The organism is Leisingera sp. ANG49 (assembly GCF_059694505.1).
This window is the reverse complement of the sequence record NZ_JCATZN010000001.1, coordinates 580,284-600,671: the sequence shown is the minus strand read 5'-3', so window position 1 is coordinate 600,671 and position 20,388 is coordinate 580,284. Positions and strand designations below refer to the sequence as shown.

Sequence of the window (20,388 nt, the reverse complement as noted above, 5' to 3'; positions counted from 1 at the left end):
GTCGTGGACCGGGGCTTTTTGGGTTTCTCATGGCGATGGCCCCTCAGGCCAGCATCACCATCGGGTTTTCCAGGTTGTCGACGATTGCTTTCAGCAGGTCCGCGCCGAGGGCGCCGTCGATGACGCGGTGGTCGACCGACATGGTGACGCTCATCACGGTGGCGACCTTCAGCTCGCCGTCCGAACCAACAACCGGCTTCTTGACGCCGGAGCCGACCGCCAGGATGCCCGCGTGCGGCGGGTTCACGATGGCGTCGAAGTTGTCGATGCCGAACATGCCGAGGTTGGAGATTGCGAAAGAGCCGCCCTGGTATTCATGCGGGGCCAGCTTGCGCTCGCGGGCGCGGGAGGCCAGGTCCTTCATCTCTGCCGACAGCGCCGAGAGCGATTTGGTGTCGCTGTCCTGAAGCACGGGGGTGAACAGGCCGCCTTCGATGGCGACAGCCACGGCCACGTCGGAAGCTTTCATCTTCAGGACCCGGTCGCCGGCCCAGACCGCGTTGGCGTCCGGCACCGCCTGCAGCGCCAGGGCCACGGCCTTGATAATGAAATCGTTGACCGAGAGTTTCACACCGCGGCCCTCAAGCTGTTTGTTCAGCTCGCCGCGGAATTTCAGCAGCGCGTCGAGCTGGATGTCGCGGCGAAGGTAGAAATGCGGGATGGTCTGTTTCGCTTCGCTGAGGCGGGCAGCAATGGTCTTGCGCATGCCGTCGAGCGAGACTTCCTCGTAGTCGCGGGCCTCGTACATGCGGGCAACCATGTCGGCGGAGGGGCCGGCAGGGGCAGCAGCAGCAGCAGGCGCGGCGGCCGGAGCGGAAGCTGCCGGGGCAGCGGCGGCGGCTGCCTGCGGCTTGGCATCCATGACGTCGGCCTTGACGATGCGGCCTTTGGGGCCGGTGCCCTTGATGGCGCTCAGGTCCAGGCCCTTGTCGGCGGCGATGCGGCGGGCCAGCGGGGAGGCGAAGATGCGGTTACCGTCGGCACCTTGTGGAGCGGCGGGAGCGGGTTTGGCTTCTTCCTTGGGCGCGGCTGCGGGGGCCTCAGCTTTGGCCGCAGGGGCTTCTTCCTTGGCCGGGGCGGCTGCGCCGCCGTCGGAGGACTGGATGTCGTCGGCGCTTTCGCCGTCTTCCAGCAGCACCGCGATCGGGGTGTTGACCTTCACGCCCTCGGAGCCTTCGGCGATCAGGATCTTTCCGACCACGCCTTCGTCCACGGCTTCAAATTCCATGGTGGCCTTGTCGGTTTCGATCTCGGCGATCAGGTCGCCGGAGGAGACAGTGTCGCCCTCCTTGACCAGCCATTTGGCAAGGGTGCCTTCCTCCATGGTGGGAGAAAGCGCGGGCATCAGGATTTCGGTGGGCATGTCAGCGCTCCTCAATCAGAACAATTTGGTCATAGGGCGCCCTGGGGCGCTTGGTGCCGCGGGCCAATTGGGTTATCGCGGCTTCGATATTGTCTTTCTTTTCCGCCATCCAGACGTAAGCTTCCTGATGGGAGGGCCGCGAGCCGATCAGCCGTGTGTCTGCTGCCAGCCGTTCGGGAACCAGTGCAGTGACTGTGCGCCCGTCGACGGTCAGCGTGACGCGGTAGCATTCGGTTTCGGGATCGCGGCCCCTGATCTCCATCTTCGTCCTTAGCGGTAGGTGACTTGCTTCACCGCCTCGACCACCTCATCCGTGGTGATCAGCGCGTGGCGCTCCAGGTTTGCGGCATAGGGCATCGGGACGTCCTTGCCGGTGCAGGTCACAACCGGCGCGTCCAGGTAGTCAAACGCCTGCTGCATCACCTCGGAGGCGATGTAGCTGCCGACGGAGCCCTGCGGCCAGCCTTCCTCGACCGTGACCAGGCGGTTGGTCTTCTTGACCGATTCGATCACCGTGGGCAGGTCCATGGGCCGGAGCGTCCGCAGGTCGATGACCTCGGCCGCGATGCCGTCCTGGGCCAATTTGTCGGCGGCTTCCAGCGCGTATTGCATGCCGATGCCGAAGGAGACGATGGTGACGTCAGAGCCTTCGCGCCAGATGCGGGCCTTGCCGAAGGGAATGGTGAAATCATCCAGCTTCGGCACGTCGAAGGCGCGGCCGTAGAGGATTTCGTTCTCCAGGAAGATCACCGGGTTGTTGTCGCGGATCGCGGTTTTCATCAGGCCCTTGGCGTCGGCGGCGGAGTAGGGCATCGCCACTTTCAGGCCCGGGATCTGCATGTACCAGGCGGCGTAGTCCTGCGAGTGCTGGGCGGCAACGCGGGCGGCGGCGCCGTTGGGGCCGCGGAACACCATCGGGGCGCCCATCTGGCCGCCGGACATATAGAGCGTCTTGGCCGCCGAGTTGATGATGTGGTCAATCGCCTGCATGGCGAAGTTGAAGGTCATGAACTCGACAATCGGGCGCAGGCCGCCGAAGGCGGCGCCGGTGGCGATGCCGGCAAAGCCGTGTTCGGTGATCGGGGTGTCGATCACCCGCTTGGAGCCGAATTCGTCCAGCAAACCCTGCGAGACCTTGTAGGCGCCCTGGTACTCGGCGACTTCTTCGCCCATCAGGAACACGTCCTCGTCGCGACGCATTTCCTCGGCCATGGCGTCGCGCAGCGCTTCGCGGACGGTGGTCTGCACCATCTCGGTGCCTTCCGGGTAGTCAGGTTCCAGCACGCGGCTTTCAACCGGTGCAGGCGCGGCGGCCGCAGCGGCGGGGGCTGCAGGCGCTTCGGCGGCGGGGGCCGGGGCTTCAGCCGCGGGGGCAGGGGCGGCAGAGGCGTCGTAGCTTTCGCCGTCTTCCAGCAGCACCGCGATCGGGGTGTTGACCTTCACGCCCTCAGAACCTTCGCCGATCAGGATCTTGCCGACGGTGCCCTCGTCGACGGCTTCGAATTCCATCGTCGCCTTGTCGGTTTCGATCTCGGCGAGGATGTCGCCGGAATTCACGGTATCGCCTTCCTTGACCAGCCATTTGGCCAGGGTGCCTTCCTCCATGGTCGGCGACAGGGCGGGCATCAGGATTTCAGTTGCCATGTCTTTGTCTTCCCTCTCAGGCGTAGATGTCGGTCCAGAGTTCGTCCAGGGCCGGTTCAGGGCTTTCCTTGGCGAATTCTGCGGATTTGCTGACGATCTCCTTGATCTCCTTGTCGATCGCCTTGAGATCCTCTTCGGTGGCGTGCTTGCCGGTCAGCAGCATCTCGCGGACCTGCTCGATCGGGTCGCGCTCCTCGCGCATCTTCTGGACCTCTTCGCGGGTGCGGTACTTGGCCGGGTCCGACATCGAGTGGCCGCGGTAGCGGTAGGTCTTAACCTCGAGGATGTAGGGGCCGTCGCCGCTGCGGCAGTGGGCCACGGCGCGCTCGCCGGCTTCCTTGACGCTGAGGACGTTCATGCCGTCGACCGCTTCGCCCGGGATGCCGAACGCCTTGCCGCGTTCCCAGATCTCGGCGCTGGAAGTGGAGCGCTGCTGGGCGGTGCCCATGGCGTACTGGTTGTTCTCGATCACGAAGACCACCGGCAGCTTCCACAGAGCGGCCATGTTGAAGGTCTCGTAGACCTGGCCCTGGTTGGCGGCGCCGTCGCCGAAATAGGCGAAGGTCACGCGGCCGTTGCCCTTGTACTTGTCGGCAAAGGCGAGGCCGGCGCCGATCGGCACCTGGGCGCCGACGATGCCGTGGCCGCCGTAGAAGTGCTTCTCTTTCGAGAACATGTGCATGGAGCCGCCCTTGCCCTTGGAATAGCCGCCCTCGCGGCCGGTGAGCTCGGCCATCACCCCGTCCGGGTCCATGCCGCAGGCCAGCATATGGCCGTGGTCGCGGTAGGAGGTGACGCGCTTGTCGCCTTCCTCTGCTGCCGCCTCAAGACCGACGACAACGGCTTCCTGGCCGATGTACAGGTGGCAGAAGCCCCCGATCAGGCCCATGCCGTAGAGCTGGCCGGATTTCTCTTCGAATCGGCGGATCAGCAGCATCTCGCGGTAGTGTTTTGTCAGTTCTTCGGCAGAAACGTTTGGTTTCTTTGCGCTTTTTCTAGCGGCCATGGTGGTCAGCTCCCCCTGAAGGCTAGATAGTTTAGTGTTAAACAAATTCATAGCGGGTTTTGCCGCGGCTGAATAGTGCTATTCTGACGCGGGGCGGACGCGGGGTAAAGATCCGCCGACGGACGCGCAAAAATGCAACGCTTGCGGGGTTGGTGAGGGGGCAGGGCAGGTCTGTTTGGCGCTGGCCCGCCGGCCCGGATCTTGCGCCATCCTTTCCGGGGTGCGCGGCAAGCGCAAGAAACGGGTCGCCGCGTACCGGTTTTCCTTTTTTGCTGATTGGCGTGCAAAAAAGCGAAAGGCATGACCATGGAACTGAAGGACAAGACAATCATCATCAGCGGGGCGAGCAGCGGGATCGGCGCGGCCGCGGCGCTGCTCTTTGCCTCTGAGGGGGCGAATGTGGTGCTGGGCGCGCGCAGGGAGGCACGGCTGAAATCCATTGCCGGGCAGATCGGGCAAAGCAATGGGAACGCCGTTTTCCTGGCCGGGGATGTGCGCGAGGGATCTTATGCCGAGGCTCTTGTCGCATTGGCGGAAGAACACTTTGGCGGCCTTGACGGCGCGTTCAACAATGCAGGCATGATGGGCGACGTGGGCCCCATTGCGGACATGGAGCCCGGCAACTGGCAATCCGTCCTGGAAACCAACCTGACCAGCGCATTTCTCTCTGCCAGAGCCCAGATGCCTGCGTTGCAAAGACGGGGCGGCGGATCAATTGTCTTTACCGGAACCTTTGTCGGCGTCAGCAACGGCGGCATGCCGGGCATGGCGGCCTATGCAGCGTCAAAGGCCGGGTTGCTGGGTTTGACCCAATCGCTGGCCTCAGACCATGCGGCTGAGGGGATCCGGGTGAATACGATTCTGCCGGGGGGCACCAAGACGGACATGGCTGGCGACGATCCCGCGACGCATGAATTCATCGCTGGTCTGCACCCGCTCAAGCGGATGGCAGAGCCCAAGGAGATTGCCCAGTCTGCAATGTTTCTGCTGTCTGACAGGGCAAGCTTTGTGACCGGCGCTCCGGTCTCCGTTGATGGCGGGATTTCGGCCCGCCTGCTTTGAACGTCCTGCTGCCGGCGGCTGTGCTGCCGGCGGCCGCGGATCAGCGGATCACGATCTCGTCCGCGCGGACGAGACCGAGAACCGTGCGTGCCTGTTCGTCGAGGAGGTCGAGGTCGAGGTAATCGTCGGACAGGCGACGGGTCAGATTCTCCATCTCGCCGATGCGGGACTGGAGGCGGCTGAGATCCTGCTGAAGTTCTTCCGCTTCGGCCTGGATCTCAACCCGTCTGAACAGCCCGAAGTCGCCCTGCACCGCCGCGAAGGTAAAATACGCGCTGAGCGCGAAGGCGATGGCAAAAAAGGCGATGGCGCCGAGAGACGGCCGTGTGCTTCGGGTCACTTTGGAGGTGCCTGTATGTTACTGCTCTTGATGTGTTTTGCGCCGTTTGCCGGCGTCTGGATCCAGAATGCCACAAGCGAATCTTCTTGGGAATCCTAAATCTGTCCAAAGCCGGGAAAATTTGCGGAAGATGCTAAGCAACGGAAGGCGTCAGAGGATCACGTCCTCCAGCGCCCTGGGGTGGGAAGTGATCTGCTCGTAGCCATCCTGGGTGATGATGAAGCTGTCGCCGACCTGGGCGCGGAACGTGTCCGTCGAGACGGAGCCGTCGACGGCGAACACCATGCCGGGCTGCAGGACGGTGGTGTCGCCGGTGACCAGCTGCGGGCGCTCGAGGAAGCTGAAGCCGGTGGCGCGGCCGCAGCGGAACGGGTAGCTGAAGCCCGCGTCCTGGATCGCTTCGGCATAGGCGCGGTGCACCTCCTGCGCCTCGACGCCGGGGCCGAGGCGGTCCAGCGCGGCCTTCTGGCTGGCCACCGCCACCTCGTAGATGCGGGCCTGTTCCGGGTCTGCCTCGCCGATCCAGAAGGTGCGGTCGAAGCCCAGCTTGAAGCGGTGGAAGTTGGTCATGCCGCAGAAGCAGAGGAATACCGGATCACCCCGCTGCATGATGCGGGTGGAGGCGCGATGGTGGGTCTTGGTGATGTCCCGGCCTGAGGCCATGATCTGCAGGAAATGGGTGCTGGGCGACATGTTGGCATCACTGTAATACGTGCGCAGCAGCTCAGCCGCGGTGCGGGTGCCGGCCTGGGAGGTGGCGATGGCGACCTCGTATTCCGGCACGCCGGCGGCGATGGCGCCGCGGCCCGCGGCCATCATGGCGCCGGCGACTTGGCCTGCGTGTCGGGCCAGTTGCAGCTCCTCCGCCGATTTGAACATCCTGAGGCCGGACAGCGCCGGGGTGATGCTGGTGATCTCGGTTCCGCCCGCCAGTTCATCGACGCAGGCGCGCACCATTGGCGACATGTGGTCCGGCTCAACCGCGATGCGGGCGGCGCCTGCCAAGGCGGCTGGCAGTTCGGCGCGCCATTCGGCCCCGTCGCCGTCGTTCCAGGCGGCGATGCGGTCCACCTGCGCGACCTCCTCGGCCATCACCACGTCAATCACCGGGGTGATCAGCAGCGACGGGCCGTCGCAGGGAACCACCAGGATGGTGGGGCGGCCGAACTCCATATGCAGGTAGTCGTAATAGCCGGTGAGGTAATAGACGCTGTCGTCGTCGGTGATCAGGGCAACGCCAACTTCGTCCTTAGCCATCTTCTGCCTGAGACGGGTCATGCGGTCCTGGAACATGGCGGGCCTCCCTGCTGCGCCGGTGTCTTGCAGCGACGCTAAGGGGGCAGGCAGGGCCGGGGCAAAGCATTTTTTGTCCCGTGTCAAAGAAAACGCCCCGGCGGTGAGGCCGGGGCGCCGGGAAGCGTGGTTGCGTGGGCCTTACTGGTCCAGCGCCGCAACGCCGGGCAATACTTTGCCTTCCATCCATTCCAGGAAGGCACCGCCGGCGGTGGAGATATAGGTGAAGTCACCCGCCGCGCCGGAGGCGTTCAGCGCGGCCACGGTGTCGCCGCCGCCCGCAACCGAAATCAGCTGGCCGGAGCGGGTCATTGCCGCTGCTTTCAACGCGGCAGAATTGGTGGCGGCATCAAAAGGTTCCAGCTCAAACGCGCCCAGCGGGCCGTTCCAGATCAGGGTCTTGCTGTTTGCAAAGACCTCGATGATGCGGGCGACGCTTTCGGGGCCTGCGTCCAGGATCATGCCGTCCTCGGGGCACTGGTCCGCGGGCAGAACCTCGTGCTCGGCATTGGATTCGAACTTCTTGGCGACCACGATGTCGGAGGGCAGGATGATCTCGCAGCCCGCGGCCTCGGCCTTGGCGAGGATTTCGGCGGCGGTGTCCTTCATGATGCGTTCGGCGAGCGAGATGCCAACCGGCAGGCCCTTGGCGACCAGGAAGGTGTTGGCCATGCCGCCGCCGATCACCAGGTGATCGACCTTCTCGATCAGATTGCCCAAGAGTTCCAGCTTGGTGGAGACCTTGGCGCCGCCGACAACGGCAGTGACCGGGCGCTGCGGCTGGCCGAGCGCACTTTCCAGCGCTTCCAGTTCGGCTTGCATCAGGCGGCCGGCGCAGGCGGGCAGCAGGCGGGCCAGTGCCTCGGTCGAGGAGTGGGCGCGGTGGGCGGCGGAGAAGGCGTCGTTGCAGTAGACCTCGCCCAGGCGTGCCATGCCGGCGGCCAGATCGGAATCGTTCTTGGTTTCCGCGGCGTGGAAGCGGGTGTTCTCCAGCAGCAGAACCTCGCCCGGCTGCAGCGCGTCAGCTGCGGCCTCGGCGCCTGCGCCGACGCAATCGGCGGCAAACAGCACCTTGGTTTCGAACGCGCGCTCCAGCGTCGGCACCAGCTGGTTGAGCGACAGGTTCTCGCGGCGCTCGCCGCCGGGGCGGCCGAAGTGGGCCAGCAGGATCGGCTTGCCGCCCGCGGCCAGAATATCGCGCACGGTGGGGGCGATGCGGCGGATGCGGGTGGAGTCGGTCACCACGCCGTCGACGATCGGCACGTTGATATCCACGCGCACCAGCACGCGCTTGCCGTTCAGATCCATGTCGTCGAGTGTTTTCCAGCCCATCTTTCGAGACCCCTTATGGTGAAAGTGCAGTCAAATCCGCGGGCTGTTTCGGGGGTTTTTGCGCATCAGTCAATGCTCCCTTGGCATTTCCGGGCGCTGGCCTTAACTATCGTTGCAAATTTCGACGACAGGAGGGCCACATGGCCGAGATCAAAGATCCCGAAAACACCATCATCATCGAGCTGAAAGACGGCAATGTGGTGATCGAGCTGCTGCCCGACGTGGCGCCGAAGCATTCCGAGCGGATGAAGGAACTGGCCCGCGGCGGCGAATATGACAACGTCTGTTTCCACCGGGTGATCGACGGCTTCATGGCGCAGACCGGCGACGTGGCCAACGGCGACATGGAAGACGGCTTCAACATCCGCATGGCGGGCACCGGCGGATCCAGCCTGCCCGATCTGCCGGCCGAGTTCTCCAAGCTGCCGCACGACCGCGGCACCCTGGGCGCGGCGCGGTCGCAGAACCCGAACTCCGCCAACTCGCAGTTCTTCATCAACTTCAAGGACAACCACTTCCTGAACGGCCAGTACACCGTTTACGGCCGTGTGATCGAAGGCATGGAGCATGTGGACGCGATCACCCGCGGCGAGCCGCCTGCGAACCCGGACCGGATGATCTCCGTCAAGGTTGCTGCGGATGCGTAAGGCGCTTTCGCTGGTGGCCCTGCTGGCGGCGGGGCCTGCCTTTGCCTCCGGCCTGGAAATCCAGGTCGAAGGCGAAGCCAACGGCACCATCAAGATCGACCTCTTTGAGGACGTGGCGCCCAAGCATGTGGAGCAGATCACTGCGCTGGCGGCTGAAGGCCAATACGATGGCGTGGTGTTCCACCGCGTGATCGAGGGCTTCATGGCGCAGACCGGCGACGTGGAGTTCGGCAAGCTGGAAGGCGGCGACATGAGCTATGCCGGGCGCGGCGGTTCCAGCCGTCCGGACCTGCCGGCCGAGTTCTCGGATCTGCCGTTTGACCGCGGCGTGGTGGGCATGGCGCGCTCGCAAAGCCCGAACAGCGCCAACTCGCAGTTCTTCATCATGTTCGATGCGGGCCATTTCCTGAACGGCCAGTACACGGTTGTCGGCAAGGTGACCGAGGGCATGGACGTGGTCGACGCGATCAAGCGCGGCGCCGGGCAGAACGGGTCGGTGATCGGCCAGCCCGACGCTATGACCAAGGTGAGCGTCACCGAATAAGCCATACCGGATTTCCGGAAGGAGAAGGCCCGCGCCCGGGAATCCGGTGGCGGGCCTTTGCTTTTGCGGGGATGACAACCGGTCACAAGCGCGTGCCGGCCCCTGTTCCGGGCCTGTCTGCCGCCGTCTAATGAGGCAGGGAGGCGTTGGTCATGTTTAAGAGTTTGATGGTGTGTCTGGCGCTGCTGCTGCCGTGGAGCGCTGACGCCGATCCGCGGGTCTGGAAGCGGGAGTGGCCGCAGACCGATTTCAGCCGCACCGCTGTGCCTGAGTGGAGCCAGATCCGCTCCGGCGGGGTGCGCAAGGATGGGATTCCGGCGCTGGACGCGCCGAAGTTCGTGGCGGCCTCCGATGCGCGGCGGCTCAAGCCGCGGGAGCCGGTGATCACGCTGCAGATGGAGGGTGCCAAGCCGCGGGCCTATCCGCTCCGCTACCTGACCTGGCATGAGATCGTGAACGACGTGGTGGCGGGGGTGCCGGTTGCGGTCACCTATTGTCCGCTGTGCAACTCGGCGATGACATTCGACCGGCGCACCGCTGCGGGTGTGCTGTCCTTCGGGGTTAGCGGCAAGCTGCGGTTTTCCGACATGGTGATGTATGACCGAGAGAGTCAGAGCTGGTGGCAACAGGCAACCGGTACTGGCATCGTGGGTCGGATGACCGGCACCAGGCTGAAGACGCTGCCAAGCTGGGTCGAGAGCTGGCAGGAATTCACCGCGCGCAATCCTGACGGGCTGGTGATGGCGGAGCCGGGCTGGAACCGGGATTACGGACGCAACCCCTACCGCGGCTATGACACCGCGAAATGGCCGTTCCTCTATGACGGCAGCCCGCCGCCGCACGGGCTGGCGCCGATGGCGCGGGTGGTGCGGGTGGGCAGCCGCGCCTGGCCGCTGGCCCGGCTGGCCCGGGAAGACGAGATCCGCGAGGCCGGTCTGGTGCTGAGCTGGCGGGCAGGCCAGGCCTCGGCACTGGACACGCGCAGGCTGGCGCAGGGGCGCGACATCGGCAGCGTCCGGGTGCGCGACGCGCAGGGGCGCGACGTGGCCCATGACGTGATGTTCGCCTTTGCCTTTCACGCCTTCTGGCCGGACGGCACCTGGATGCTGAAATGAAAAAGGCGCGCCGGACAGGGCGCGCCTTGGTTCGTCCTGCGGCGGCGGAAGTTGTCAGAACAGGAAGTTGTCCGCGTCCTGCAGCTGCGCCAGAGTGATGTCCTCGACCAGGATTGTCACGTCGGAGAAGGACACCAGCACTTCATCCCCCTGGGTTTGGAAATTGAGATCGCCCATGCCGGAGGCACCTGTGCCGATCCTGATGTGATCCAGGTCGGCGGTGAAGTCCTGGATGGTGTCATTGCCATAGCCGCTGTGGAAGACGAAGACATCGGCACCGGTGCCACCGTGCTGCAGGTCGTCGCCCGCCATGCCCCGCAGCGTGTCATTGCCAGCACGCCCGTGCAGGGTGTCACTGCCCGCTTCGCCCAGAAGAATGTCGTCGCCGTACCCGCCCGACATGAAATCGTTGCCGCTGCCCGCTTTGAGGGTGTCGTTGCCCTTGCCGCCCTGCAAGGTGTCGTGGCCTGTTTGCCCGAAGAGCAGGTCATCACCCGGGCCGCCGTAGAGCGTGTCGTCGTCGGTGCCGCCATAGAGCAGATCTGCGCCGCTGTTTGCCTCCAGCCGGTCGTTGCCCGGTCCGCCGTAAAGGGTGTCGTCGCTGACGCGGTCCCGAAGGCCATATCCCTTCACCGTGTCATTGCCCTCGCCCCCATTGAGCAGGTCGCTGTCCGGCCCCCCGAAAAGGGTGTCGTTTCCGTGCTGGCCATAGAGGGTGTCAGTTCCTCTCCACCCGCGAATCCAGTCATCGCCAGTCCCACCATACACCTTGTCGTTGCCCAAGTGCGCACTGACGGAGTCGTCTCCGGAATCGCCGAAAATCACATCATGGCCCTCATGTGCGTACAGTAGGTCGTTGCCGAGATTGCCGTTGAGGGTGTCGTTGCCCGACCACCCGCTTAGGGTGTCATCGCCAGCTCCGCCAACCAGCACGTCATTGCCTGCCTCGCCGCGCAGATTATCAGGCTGCTTTCCGCCATGCAGAAAATCGTCGCCATTGCCGCCATACAGGGTATCGTAACCTCTTTGGCCATAAAGCCTGTCGTCGCCTGCGCCGCCGTAGATCTTGTCTCTGCCCGCGCCGGCTTCGACACTGTCATCGCCGGTGTAAACCTGAATTGTATCCTTGCTGTCCAGGAGGGAGGAGTATGTATCGTTGCCGGCAAAAGCCGCATAACCAAATTGCTTCGAGCCGTCTCCGAAAAGGTCCGCGTATGTAGCAGTGAGGCCGGTGCCCTTCAAAAACTCAGTGCCGTCATACCAGAGCGAGAAAGCTGTAACGGTGCTGCCTGCTGAGGCGGTTCCGGAATTGCCGTAGGTAAAACTTCCCGTGAACTCGTAGATGATGCCGTCCTTTTGCACCCTCAGACTGGATGCTGTTGCGGAAACAACGGTGGCGCCTTCGATCGTAAAATCAAACAGTTTATAGCTGGGGACGGTGCCTGCAACTCGTGTGACGGTAATCTTGGTCATTTCAAAATGTCCTGTCAGGCTGCCCCGCAATAGGAAAGCGTTTCAAAATTTTTTTATAAGTGTACGCAACCTAAAGTTTCAAGGATGGGGCGCTCTTTGCCCAAAGTTAAACGTCTCTTTCGCAGTCCACACCTGACGCACCCCGCAGGTCAAGCCGTAGCGTTCCTGGCTGTATTTTTTGGAATTAGGATGTTGTCCGCGCTCTTAGCCTTAGCAAAAGTGGCGTCTATGGCTAGAAAGCGGGAGCGGTTAAGGGGGGGGTGATGAGTGCACCGCCGCGGTTCTGTGAACTGAACAGATCCGCCAGCGAACCTGTGGAACCCATAAGGAACTGCGTTTTGTCATCGCCGTCACGGCCGTTGGCCCTGTCCTGGCCGCCGCGGGCAATCCGGGCCAATACAGAGAAAGGCGCTTTTGAAGACGCCAGCGATACCGTCGAGACGCTCCGTGAGGGCGGCACTGGTTATGACATGGATAGAGGCGTTGCTGACGTCGAAGTTGGAGTGTTCATAATCAGGGATGGTATTGGACGCGTCCGTTACAACAATTTTCGCCGCAATGTGTCCTTATCCTGGAGGATTTGCAGGCTGGGGTTGTTTTGTCGGTTTGGTAACTCTTTAAGCGAAAATGGTAATGTTCTGACCGCTTTACGTGCCATTAAGCCGGTGTGCAGAAAAAGAAAACGCCGCAGGGGTTTCCCTGCGGCGTTCTGGTGGTCCCTGTCAGACCCGGCCGTGCTGAGGGCCTGCCGGATGGCGGCTCAGCTTTCTGCCTTATGTGCCTTGGTGGCGGCCTGTACCGCGGCCGACGGCGCCGGAGCGGGGGCTGCGGCCGGTGCTGCGGCTGCAGCCGGAGCGGACTTGCGGCCGCCCGGGTTCAGCGGGTCGTCCTGGCGCTGCACGGAGCCTTCGAAATGGGCGCCGCTCTCGATCGCGATGGTCTTGTGGATGATGTCGCCCTCGACCCGCGCGGTGGAGGTCAGGCGCACCTTGAGACCGCGCACGCGGCCGACGATACGGCCGTTGATCACCACGTCATCGGCGGTGATTTCACCCTTGATGGTGGCGGTTTCGCCAACGGTCAGCAGATGCGCGCGGATGTCGCCCTCAACCGTGCCTTCGACCTGGATGTCGCCGGTGGTCTTGACGTTGCCGGTGATGTGCAGGTCCGAGCTCAGCAGCGATGCGGCGGGCTTGGCCTTGGGCATGCTGGAGGTGTAGTCGCTGGCCGCAGGTGCAGCTGCCGGTGCTGCCGCGGGTGCCGGGGTTGCTTCGGCCTGCTTCGGCCCGGGCTCGTTGATTTTGCTCTTAGAAAACATTTCTCGCAGCCTTGATATAGATCATGGGGTTAACAGCTTGCCCGTTGACCCTGACCTCGTAGTGGAGGTGGGTCCCGGTGGACCGTCCGGTGTTACCCATATCAGCAATGTGATCCCCGCGCGAGACCCTTTGGCCCTTTGTCACGCGGATCCTGGAGTTATGGGCATATCTGGTTTCGATGCCGAAAGCGTGGCGGATGGTGACCATCTTGCCGTAGCCGGATTGCCAGCCGGCATGGGTGACGACGCCGTCGGCGGTGGCAAAGATATCGGTGCCGGTGCTGCCGGCGAAATCGGAGCCCTTGTGCAGGCGGCGGCCGCCGGTTTTTGGGTCGCGGCGGTAGCCGAAGCCGGAGGTCTGGCGCACGTGGCTGAGGTTCACCGGCGTGGCGAAGGGCGCCTGCTGGGCGGCCAGCCGGTAAAGGTTCAGCTGGTCCAGCTTGGCCAGAATGGCGTTGGCGCGCAGGGCTTCGGGGCTGGGCTCCTCGCCGCGGGTGGACATCGCCAGCGGCTCCAGCGGGCCGCCCTGGCCGTTGTAGCCGCGGCGCACCTGTTCGAGGATGCGGTCGGGCGGCATGCCGGCGTTGCGGAACATCTTGTCGAGCGGGGTGACGGAAACCGCGACCGCCTCTTCCAGCTGGCGGAAGATCTGGCTGTTGCGCTCATTCATCAGCTGCAGTTCCAGCTCCAGCTCGTCGCGCTGCTCCAATGCGCCCCGGGCGTCGGCCTGGATCCGGTCGCGTTCGTTGGCGGTATCGGCCAGCACATCCGCCAGCAGGTCCATTTGCGCCTCAGCACTGGCCATCACAGCATGCGGGCTGGCGCCGCCCTCGGTCTCTTCCTTCAGCTGCGCCAGGGCTTTGCGGGCGCCGTCGCGCTGGCTCATGGTGTCGCGCAGGGTGGTCTGGATCACCTCGATGCCGGTTTCCAGCTCGCGGCGGCGGGTTTCCGAGGCCAGCAATTCCGACTGCATGACGGAGATCTGCGCCAGCGCGGCATTGAAGCGCTCCTGCGCGGCCAGCGCCTCTTCGGCGCGGGCGTCGCGTTCATCGGAAATCGCGTTGAGGCGGGCGCGGTAGGTCTGCTGGTCGCGCTTGGCCAGCTCGCGGAAGTTGCCGGAGCCGATGCTGTCCATCAGCACGATGGCGGTGGCGACAATCGACCAGGCCACAAACAGGGTGACGCCGGCCACGGCGATCAGCTGGGTTTCCGAGCGCAGACGGATAAAGCGCGTGTCGGTATCGGACTTCAGGAACACCCGCCGCTCCGGGAAGCGGTGTTCGAGAAAGCTGTGGATTCTGATCGCGAGCCGTGTGCGCAATGTGTCTTCCCTGTCTGTCCCGTCGTCCGGTCCCGCGACGGCACCGCAGGGCGGTTCCGGGACCTTGGGCGAAGTCAATAGACAGGGCGGGCCGATTGGGCAAGCCTGTTGACCCATCGGTGCGGGCCGCGGCGGTCTGGGGGAAGGGATCGGCGGAAACCTGCCGAACGTCAGGCCTGCCGGAAGCCCCCGGCAAGGCGCATGCGGCAGGAAAAGGCGGGATCAGCGCAGCTGTTCTCTCCGCCGTTCCTCCTGTGCTTCGGTCCAGCCGTTTTCCCAGGCTTGGTGGTCGGCGTTGTCGAAGGCATAAGGGTTGGCGGTGAAGGGCAGGCCGTTCAGGCAGGCAAGGTAGCCCTTGTCGAAATGCTCTCCGCGCGGATCCATGCCGCAGGGCTGGTGGGCGGTGTCGCGGAGGTGGGCGGCAAATTCCGGGTAGCGGGCAAGATCGGTCTGGTCGAGGCCCTCGGGGTGCTGCTCCAGCGCCCGGCGGCCGCGGCGGGTCAGCTGCCAACCGCCGTCCGGCACCGGTTCCAGAATGCAGGCGGTCTCCAGGTCGGACAGATGGCCTGCGAGCCGCTCGCGCAGTTCCTCCGGCGGCAGGCCGGGAACCTCGTTGGCCTGCTGGAACAGGGCGCCAAGGGCGGTTTCGCAGCTTTCCAGCGTGACCGGTCCGGTGCCTGCCTTGTGCATGATCAGGGCCACAAGGCTGGCTGTGCTCAGCAATGGAAAGTCATTTTCGAACATGGGTTCAACCCGGTTTCCGGGCCTCCCATTCTACGCCTCCGCGGCCTTCAGGTAAAGGCTGGCGCGGGACGAAAGGCCGCCGGGTTCACCAGCCCGGCAGCGGTTTCACCTGATCCGCCAGCGGCCAGTAGAAATCCGGTGGCAGGCCGGCATCGGCGCGCTTTTCCTCGTTGAAGGGCGGTTTCAGGGCGCCGCGGAAGTATTTGCGCACCAGCGCATGGAATTCTTCCTTGGGGTCCAGGTCGTCCCGGCCGCAGAGGAAGTTGAACCATTTGGAGCCATAGGCGACATGGCTGACCTCTTCGGCATAGATCAGCTCCAGTGCCTCCACCGCCTGGGTCAGGTTTGCCTTGCGGAAGATACCGATCATACCGGGGGTCACGTCGAGGCCGCGGGCCTCCAGCACCATCGGCACCACGGCGAGGCGGCCCATCAGGTCCTCTGCGGTGTCCTCGGCGGCGCGCCACATGCCGGCATGGGCAGGCAGGGCGCCGTAATGGCTGCCGAGCGACTCAAGACAGTCGCACATCAGGTCGAAATGCTTGGATTCTTCATCTGCAGCCTTAACCCAGTCGTCGAAGAAACCGAGCGGCATCGGCACATGGGAAAACCGCGCGATGATGTCCCAGTGCAGGTCGACGGCGTTGAGCTCGATGTGGGCCACCGCGTGCAGCAGGGCGATGCGGCCGGCCTCCGACCCAGGCTTGCGCTTCGGCACGTCGCGCGGGTTCAGCAGGTCAGGCTTTGCAGGCCGCGCGGGATGCATCGGCGGGCTGGCGGTGCCGATGGCGATCTCCGGCCCTTCGCCGTTTCGGCAGGCGAACCACTCTGCGGCATGGCGGCGCGACAGGGCGGTCTTGGCGCGCCCGTCAGGGGTGGTCAGCACCTCGGCGGCGCGTTCGGCAAGCGAAAGGGGCTGATCGGCCATGCGGGTCTCCTGAAACGGCGTGGTGCAACGGGTTCATCTGATTTGAGCGGCAGAGTCCAGAGCGGAAAAGGGAGTGCTCCCGCGCCTGCGGGTGATCAGCAGGCTGATCGCCCTGGCAGCCTTGGGCCAGGCAGCGCGCCTTCCGCGCGCTGCGCGCCGCCCCCCGCGGGGCGGCGCCGGGCCCAACAGGGAAGCCTGCGCCCGGCAGGGCGCGGGCGGAGCCGGCGGGAGCGCCCCGCGGCGTCTGGGCGGTGTGGCTCAGAGAGCGCGGACCGCTTCCAGCACTTCCTCGGCGTGGCCGTCCACCTTCACCTTGCGCCAGACGCGGGCGATCCTGCCGTCCGCACCGATCAGGAAGGTGGAGCGCTCGATGCCCCAGTGCTTCTTGCCGTACATGCTCTTTTCCTTCCAGACGCCATAGTCCTCGCAGACGGTGCTGTCCGCATCCGACAGAAGCGGCGTGGTCAGCCCGTGTTTTGCGGTGAAATTCTCATGCTTCTTGAGGCTGTCCTTGGAAATCCCGAAAACGTGAGCGCCGGCATCGGCGAAGGCCTGCAAAGCCTCTGAAAAGGCGATGGATTCTTTGGTGCAGCCGGGGGTATTATCGCGGGGGTAGAAGAACAGCACCACGGGCGCGCCCTGAAGGCTGGACAAAGTGACCTCTCCGCCGCCGCCGCGGGGCAGGGTAAAGGAAGGGGCGGGATCTGAAACGTCGAGCATTGGCCTGTCTCCTGTCTGTTGCGCAAATCACTGCGCGGCGACCATAACCCATGAGCAGCGAAGGGAAAGCTGAGATCAAACCCGCCGGCGAGAATAACCGCGCCGCCGCCGAAGCGGTGCCTGTTCCCGGGCCCGTGCCGGAACCGGAAGCGCAGGCGGCGCCGCGGCGCCGGCGCCGCTGGCGGCTGCTGCGCGGGCTGGTCTGGGTGCTGGCGCTGCTGTCCTTCCTGGGCGCCGGCGCGGTCTATTTCGGGATCGGCACACGGCTGGATGCGCCGGACTGGGTGCGCGGCCGGGTGGAAAGCCGGATCGAGCGGCATCTGAACGGGCTGCAGATCGAATTCGGCGCCATTCATGTGGTGGTGAACAAGGGCTGGCGGCCGCGGGTGAGCCTGCAGGACGTGGTGCTGCGGCACCCGGACGGCAGTGTCTTTGCCCAGCTTGCGGATGCTCAGGCGAGCCTGGCGATGCGTCCTTTGCTGCAGGGGCGGATCCAGCCCAAGCGGATCGCGCTGAGCGGGCTGTTTGCGGCGCTGCGGCGCAACGAGGACGGCAGCCTGGCGCTGAGTTTTGCCAGCGGCGCCGCGCCGTCGCGGCAGGCCGCAACCCTGGTGGAGCTGATCGAGCAATGGGACAGCCAGCTGCAGAAGCAGGTGCTGGCGGCGCTGGTGGAGGTTGAGACCAGCGAGCTGACGCTGTCCTACACCGACGACCGGCTGGGCCGCGGCTGGACCCTGGACGGCGGCCGGATCGGGCTGCAGCGGCAAGGCAATTCAGTGTCGCTGTCGGCTGCGTTCTCTGTCCTCAGCGGACGCGGCGATGTGGGCACGGTTGAGGCCAGCTACGCCTCAGAGATCGGCAGCCCTGAGGCGGAGTTCGGCGTGCTGGTGTCGGATATCGCAAGCGAAGACATCGCGGTTCAAAGCCCTGCGCTTGGCTGGCTGGGGGTGCTGCAGGCGCCGATTTCCGGCTCGCTGCGCGGCGGTGTCGGCGGGGACGGCAAGGTGCAGCCGGTGCAGGCCAGCCTGCGCATCGGCGAGGGAGTGATTCAGCCGGCGGCACAGACCCGCCCGGTGCCGATCACCGGCGCACGCAGCTATTTCACCTATGATCCGGCCCGTCAGGTGCTGGCGTTTTCAGAGCTTGCCGTGCAAAGCGGCTGGGGCTCCGGGGTGATGCAGGGGCAGGCCAGCCTGGCCGGGATCGAGAACGGCCAGCTGGCCGGTCTGGTCGGGCAGCTGCGGTTCACCGATCTGGAACTGAACCCGCGCCGCCTGTTCGAAACCCCGGTGAAGTTCCCCGCGGTGGATGCGGACTTCGACCTTCGGCTGAAACCGTTCCGGCTGCGGCTGGGCGAGATGCTGGTACGCGACGGGGACAGCCGCATTCATTTTGACGGCACGGTCGGCGCCGGGCCGGAGGGCTGGGACTACGATCTGAACGGCAGCGTCGATCAGGTTCGCGCAGAGCGGGTCAAGGAGCTGTGGCCCTCGGTGCTGGCACCGAAGCCGCGGGAATGGGTTCGAGAGAATCTCTATACCGGGCTGGTGCGCGACGTCGGCTTTCACATGCGCGGGCGCGGCAGCGGCAAGCCTTTTGTCAGCCTGGATCTGGCCTTTGAAGGCGCTGAGGTGCTGTTTCAGAAATTCATGCCGCCGGTGCGGGATGGCTCAGGCCAGCTGAGCCTGTATGGCAACCGGTTTGTGGTCACCGCCTCCGGCGGGACCGTCACCGCAGATCAGGGCGGTGAGGTTGAGGTGGCCGGCACGTCCTTCATCATTCCGGATGTGTCGGCCAAGGACGGCACGCCGGGGATTGCCCGGATCAAGGCGCGTGGCTCTGCCACGGCGGCGCTGTCGCTTTTGAACCGGGAACCGCTCAGGGTGATGGACAAGGCCAGCCTGCCGGTGGATCTGGCGGAGGGGCAGGTGGAGGCCACCGGAACCCTGTCGCTCCCGCTGCAGAAAGAGGTGCCAGTGGAGAAAATTCTCTACCACTACCGCGGCACGGTGCGCAGCGTGCAGTCGGACAGGCTGGTGCCGGGCCATGTTGCAGCAGCACCGCTGCTGCAGGTTGAAGGCGACCAGGGGAAGGTGCGGATCAGCGGCAACGGCAGCCTGTCCGGGGTTCCGCTGAGCGCCAGCTGGCAGCAGAAGATCGGCAAGGGTGCCGCGCCGGACAGCCGGGTCGAGGGAACGATCGAACTGTCGGCGGCGGCGGTGGAGGCCTTCAACATAGGCCTGCCGCGCGGCTCGGTCTTCGGCAAAACCCAGGGGCGCTATGCGGTGGACCTGAAACCGGGCGCGCCGCCGCGGCTGGAGCTGGAGGCGGACCTGAAGGGCGCGGGCCTCAGGATTCCGGAAATCAGCTGGCGCAAGGCAGAAGCCGCAAGTGGCAAGCTGTCGCTGACGGCCACCCTGGGCGAAAGCGCCACGGTGGACCGGCTGGAGCTGCAGGCGCCCGGGCTGTCTGCCACGGGACGGGTGACCACGCACAAAAGCGGCGGTCTGGATCAGGCGGTATTCTCTTCGGCCCGCGCGGGCAATTGGTTCCAGGGCGCGGTGACCTTCAGCGGCCGCGGCGCCGCGGCGCCGGCGATTGAGGTGACCGGCGGGCGGCTGGACCTGAACCGCTCGCCGTTTGCGGACACGGCGAGCGGCGGTGGCGGCGGCAGCAGCAGCGGCGGCGATGTGCCGATCACGCTCAGGCTGCAGAACCTGCAGGTGACCGACAGCATCGGGCTGCGGAATTTTCAGGGGCGGTTTTCCACCCGCGGCGGCATGAACGGGGAGTTCACTGCACGGCTCAACGGCCATACACCGGTGGCCGGCACCGTTGTGCCGCAAAACGGCGGCACCGCCTCGCGCATCCGGTCCAATGACGCCGGCGGGGTGTTCCGGTCTGCCGGGGTGTTCGAGCATGGCCGCGGCGGCCGGTTTGACATGACACTGGTGCCGGCAGCCGGTGTGCCAGGCGAATATGACGGCAAGGTCAATGTCCGCAACATCCGGGTGCGGAACGCGCCGTCGATGGCAGCGATCCTGAACGCCATCAGCCTGGTGGGCCTGCTGGATGAGATGACCGGCCAGGGCATTCTGTTCACCAGCATGGAGGGCCGGTTTCGGCTGGGGGATTCGCATCTGATCCTGCATCAGAGCAGCGCGGTGGGCCCGTCGATGGGGCTGTCGCTGGACGGCAACTACAACCTGAACAGCAGCCGGCTGAACATGCGCGGGGTGATTTCTCCCGTTTACCTGCTGAATGCCATCGGGCGGGTGCTGTCGCCCAGGGACGGCGAGGGGCTGTTCGGCTTTACCTTCACCCTGCGCGGCACCGCCGATAACCCCTCGGTCTCGGTCAACCCGCTGGCCGGTCTGGCGCCTGGGTTCCTGCGCGAGATTTTCCGCGGCCCGGCACCGAAAGTGCCGGGGGACAACAGGGCGTTTTCAGCGGACGGCCAGGAACTGGAAGAGGGCGAGGAACAGGTCCGCACCCCGCGGGGCGGCGACAAGTAAACTTGGCGGCGGGTGAAAATCGC

The 20,388-nt window shown here is 65.1% G+C and carries 18 protein-coding genes; 5 read left to right on the top strand and 13 right to left on the bottom strand.

Annotation, left to right across the window (positions count from 1 at the left end):
- Window positions 1-43: 43 nt before the first annotated feature.
- Genes AC58NV_RS02955 through pdhA form a run of 4 tightly spaced genes read right to left on the bottom strand, consistent with a single transcriptional unit; the run spans window position 44 to window position 4,013 of the window.
- Window positions 44-1,363 carry a pyruvate dehydrogenase complex dihydrolipoamide acetyltransferase gene (locus tag AC58NV_RS02955; protein ID WP_497225809.1) on the bottom strand — a complete coding sequence of 440 codons (1,320 nt, stop codon included), beginning with the start codon at window positions 1,361-1,363 and terminating at the stop codon, window positions 44-46.
- Between the two features lies 1 nt (window position 1,364).
- Entirely contained in the window at window positions 1,365-1,625 is a 261-nt protein-coding gene (locus AC58NV_RS02950) for a hypothetical protein (protein WP_497225808.1), read from the bottom strand.
- A gap of 8 nt (window positions 1,626-1,633) precedes the next feature.
- Window positions 1,634-3,007, bottom strand: a complete 1,374-nt coding sequence (locus tag AC58NV_RS02945) for a pyruvate dehydrogenase complex E1 component subunit beta (protein WP_497225807.1) — start codon at window positions 3,005-3,007, stop codon at window positions 1,634-1,636.
- 16 nt (window positions 3,008-3,023) lie between these two features.
- Window positions 3,024-4,013: a pyruvate dehydrogenase (acetyl-transferring) E1 component subunit alpha gene (gene pdhA, locus AC58NV_RS02940; RefSeq protein ID WP_497225806.1), complete on the bottom strand. Its 990-nt coding sequence runs from the start codon at window positions 4,011-4,013 to the stop codon at window positions 3,024-3,026.
- A 306-nt stretch (window positions 4,014-4,319) separates the two neighbouring features.
- Between pdhA and AC58NV_RS02935 the strand changes: the two genes are divergently transcribed.
- On the top strand, window positions 4,320-5,075 hold the full coding sequence (locus tag AC58NV_RS02935; protein WP_497226387.1) for an SDR family oxidoreductase: 756 nt from the start codon (window positions 4,320-4,322) through the stop codon (window positions 5,073-5,075).
- 40 nt (window positions 5,076-5,115) lie between these two features.
- Here AC58NV_RS02935 and AC58NV_RS02930 read toward each other — a convergent pair whose 3' ends face one another.
- The 3 genes from AC58NV_RS02930 to AC58NV_RS02920 all read right to left on the bottom strand — a co-directional run bounded on the left by AC58NV_RS02930 (window position 5,116) and on the right by AC58NV_RS02920 (window position 8,040).
- On the bottom strand, window positions 5,116-5,415 hold the full coding sequence (locus AC58NV_RS02930; protein ID WP_497225805.1) for an FtsB family cell division protein: 300 nt from the start codon (window positions 5,413-5,415) through the stop codon (window positions 5,116-5,118).
- A 150-nt stretch (window positions 5,416-5,565) separates the two neighbouring features.
- The gene (locus tag AC58NV_RS02925; RefSeq protein WP_497225804.1) at window positions 5,566-6,708 is read right to left on the bottom strand and encodes a M24 family metallopeptidase; all 1,143 of its coding nucleotides are present in this window, start codon (window positions 6,706-6,708) and stop codon (window positions 5,566-5,568) included.
- Between the two features lie 141 nt (window positions 6,709-6,849).
- Window positions 6,850-8,040 (bottom strand): phosphoglycerate kinase, encoded by a 1,191-nt coding sequence (locus tag AC58NV_RS02920; protein ID WP_497225803.1) that lies wholly within the window; start codon window positions 8,038-8,040, stop codon window positions 6,850-6,852.
- Window positions 8,041-8,180: 140 nt separating this feature from the next.
- Here AC58NV_RS02920 and AC58NV_RS02915 point away from each other — a divergent pair, with 140 nt between their 5' ends.
- From AC58NV_RS02915 to AC58NV_RS02905, 3 genes are all read left to right on the top strand, one after another.
- Window positions 8,181-8,687: a peptidylprolyl isomerase gene (locus tag AC58NV_RS02915; protein ID WP_019296866.1), complete on the top strand. Its 507-nt coding sequence runs from the start codon at window positions 8,181-8,183 to the stop codon at window positions 8,685-8,687.
- Entirely contained in the window at window positions 8,680-9,231 is a 552-nt protein-coding gene (locus AC58NV_RS02910; protein WP_497225802.1) for a peptidylprolyl isomerase, read from the top strand. Before AC58NV_RS02915 ends, AC58NV_RS02910 begins: the two co-directional genes overlap by 8 nt.
- 152 nt (window positions 9,232-9,383) lie before the next feature.
- Entirely contained in the window at window positions 9,384-10,346 is a 963-nt protein-coding gene (locus AC58NV_RS02905) for a DUF3179 domain-containing protein (protein ID WP_497225801.1), read from the top strand.
- A gap of 54 nt (window positions 10,347-10,400) precedes the next feature.
- On the opposite strand, the gene AC58NV_RS02900 is transcribed toward AC58NV_RS02905, so the two are convergent.
- From AC58NV_RS02900 to AC58NV_RS02875, 6 genes are all read right to left on the bottom strand, one after another.
- The gene (locus tag AC58NV_RS02900; RefSeq protein WP_497225800.1) at window positions 10,401-11,819 is read right to left on the bottom strand and encodes a calcium-binding protein; all 1,419 of its coding nucleotides are present in this window, start codon (window positions 11,817-11,819) and stop codon (window positions 10,401-10,403) included.
- Window positions 11,820-12,579: 760 nt separating this feature from the next.
- On the bottom strand, window positions 12,580-13,137 hold the full coding sequence (locus AC58NV_RS02895) for a bactofilin family protein (protein WP_039146145.1): 558 nt from the start codon (window positions 13,135-13,137) through the stop codon (window positions 12,580-12,582).
- Window positions 13,127-14,458, bottom strand: coding sequence for a DUF5930 domain-containing protein (locus AC58NV_RS02890; RefSeq protein ID WP_497225799.1), 1,332 nt, complete (start codon window positions 14,456-14,458; stop codon window positions 13,127-13,129). The genes AC58NV_RS02895 and AC58NV_RS02890 overlap by 11 nt, the downstream gene beginning before the upstream one ends.
- 222 nt (window positions 14,459-14,680) lie before the next feature.
- A complete protein-coding gene (locus AC58NV_RS02885) occupies window positions 14,681-15,202 on the bottom strand; it encodes a ribosome modulation factor (protein ID WP_497225798.1) in 522 nt (173 codons plus the stop codon).
- Between the two features lie 85 nt (window positions 15,203-15,287).
- Window positions 15,288-16,130, bottom strand: coding sequence for a ferritin-like domain-containing protein (locus AC58NV_RS02880; RefSeq protein WP_497225797.1), 843 nt, complete (start codon window positions 16,128-16,130; stop codon window positions 15,288-15,290).
- A 258-nt stretch (window positions 16,131-16,388) separates the two neighbouring features.
- Window positions 16,389-16,850: a peroxiredoxin gene (locus AC58NV_RS02875; protein WP_497225796.1), complete on the bottom strand. Its 462-nt coding sequence runs from the start codon at window positions 16,848-16,850 to the stop codon at window positions 16,389-16,391.
- Between the two features lie 50 nt (window positions 16,851-16,900).
- On the opposite strand from AC58NV_RS02875, the gene AC58NV_RS02870 reads away from it, so the two are divergent.
- A complete protein-coding gene (locus AC58NV_RS02870) occupies window positions 16,901-20,365 on the top strand; it encodes a YhdP family protein (protein ID WP_497225795.1) in 3,465 nt (1,154 codons plus the stop codon).
- The last annotated feature ends 23 nt before the right edge of the window (window positions 20,366-20,388 follow it).

Excerpts from the sequence above, each read along its gene's own strand:
- AC58NV_RS02955 (WP_497225809.1), bottom strand. The coding sequence starts at position 1,363 with ATGCCCACCGAAATCCTGATGCCCGCGCTTTCTCCCACCATGGAGGAA.
- AC58NV_RS02950 (WP_497225808.1), bottom strand. The coding sequence starts at position 1,625 with ATGGAGATCAGGGGCCGCGATCCCGAAACCGAATGCTACCGCGTCACG.
- AC58NV_RS02945 (WP_497225807.1), bottom strand. The coding sequence starts at position 3,007 with ATGGCAACTGAAATCCTGATGCCCGCCCTGTCGCCGACCATGGAGGAA.
- pdhA (WP_497225806.1), bottom strand. The coding sequence starts at position 4,013 with ATGGCCGCTAGAAAAAGCGCAAAGAAACCAAACGTTTCTGCCGAAGAA.
- AC58NV_RS02935 (WP_497226387.1), top strand. The coding sequence starts at position 4,320 with ATGGAACTGAAGGACAAGACAATCATCATCAGCGGGGCGAGCAGCGGG.
- AC58NV_RS02925 (WP_497225804.1), bottom strand. The coding sequence starts at position 6,708 with ATGTTCCAGGACCGCATGACCCGTCTCAGGCAGAAGATGGCTAAGGAC.
- AC58NV_RS02920 (WP_497225803.1), bottom strand. The coding sequence starts at position 8,040 with ATGGGCTGGAAAACACTCGACGACATGGATCTGAACGGCAAGCGCGTG.
- AC58NV_RS02915 (WP_019296866.1), top strand. The coding sequence starts at position 8,181 with ATGGCCGAGATCAAAGATCCCGAAAACACCATCATCATCGAGCTGAAA.
- AC58NV_RS02910 (WP_497225802.1), top strand. The coding sequence starts at position 8,680 with ATGCGTAAGGCGCTTTCGCTGGTGGCCCTGCTGGCGGCGGGGCCTGCC.
- AC58NV_RS02905 (WP_497225801.1), top strand. The coding sequence starts at position 9,384 with ATGTTTAAGAGTTTGATGGTGTGTCTGGCGCTGCTGCTGCCGTGGAGC.
- AC58NV_RS02900 (WP_497225800.1), bottom strand. The coding sequence starts at position 11,819 with ATGACCAAGATTACCGTCACACGAGTTGCAGGCACCGTCCCCAGCTAT.
- AC58NV_RS02895 (WP_039146145.1), bottom strand. The coding sequence starts at position 13,137 with ATGTTTTCTAAGAGCAAAATCAACGAGCCCGGGCCGAAGCAGGCCGAA.
- AC58NV_RS02885 (WP_497225798.1), bottom strand. The coding sequence starts at position 15,202 with ATGTTCGAAAATGACTTTCCATTGCTGAGCACAGCCAGCCTTGTGGCC.
- AC58NV_RS02880 (WP_497225797.1), bottom strand. The coding sequence starts at position 16,130 with ATGGCCGATCAGCCCCTTTCGCTTGCCGAACGCGCCGCCGAGGTGCTG.
- AC58NV_RS02875 (WP_497225796.1), bottom strand. The coding sequence starts at position 16,850 with ATGCTCGACGTTTCAGATCCCGCCCCTTCCTTTACCCTGCCCCGCGGC.
- AC58NV_RS02870 (WP_497225795.1), top strand. The coding sequence starts at position 16,901 with ATGAGCAGCGAAGGGAAAGCTGAGATCAAACCCGCCGGCGAGAATAAC.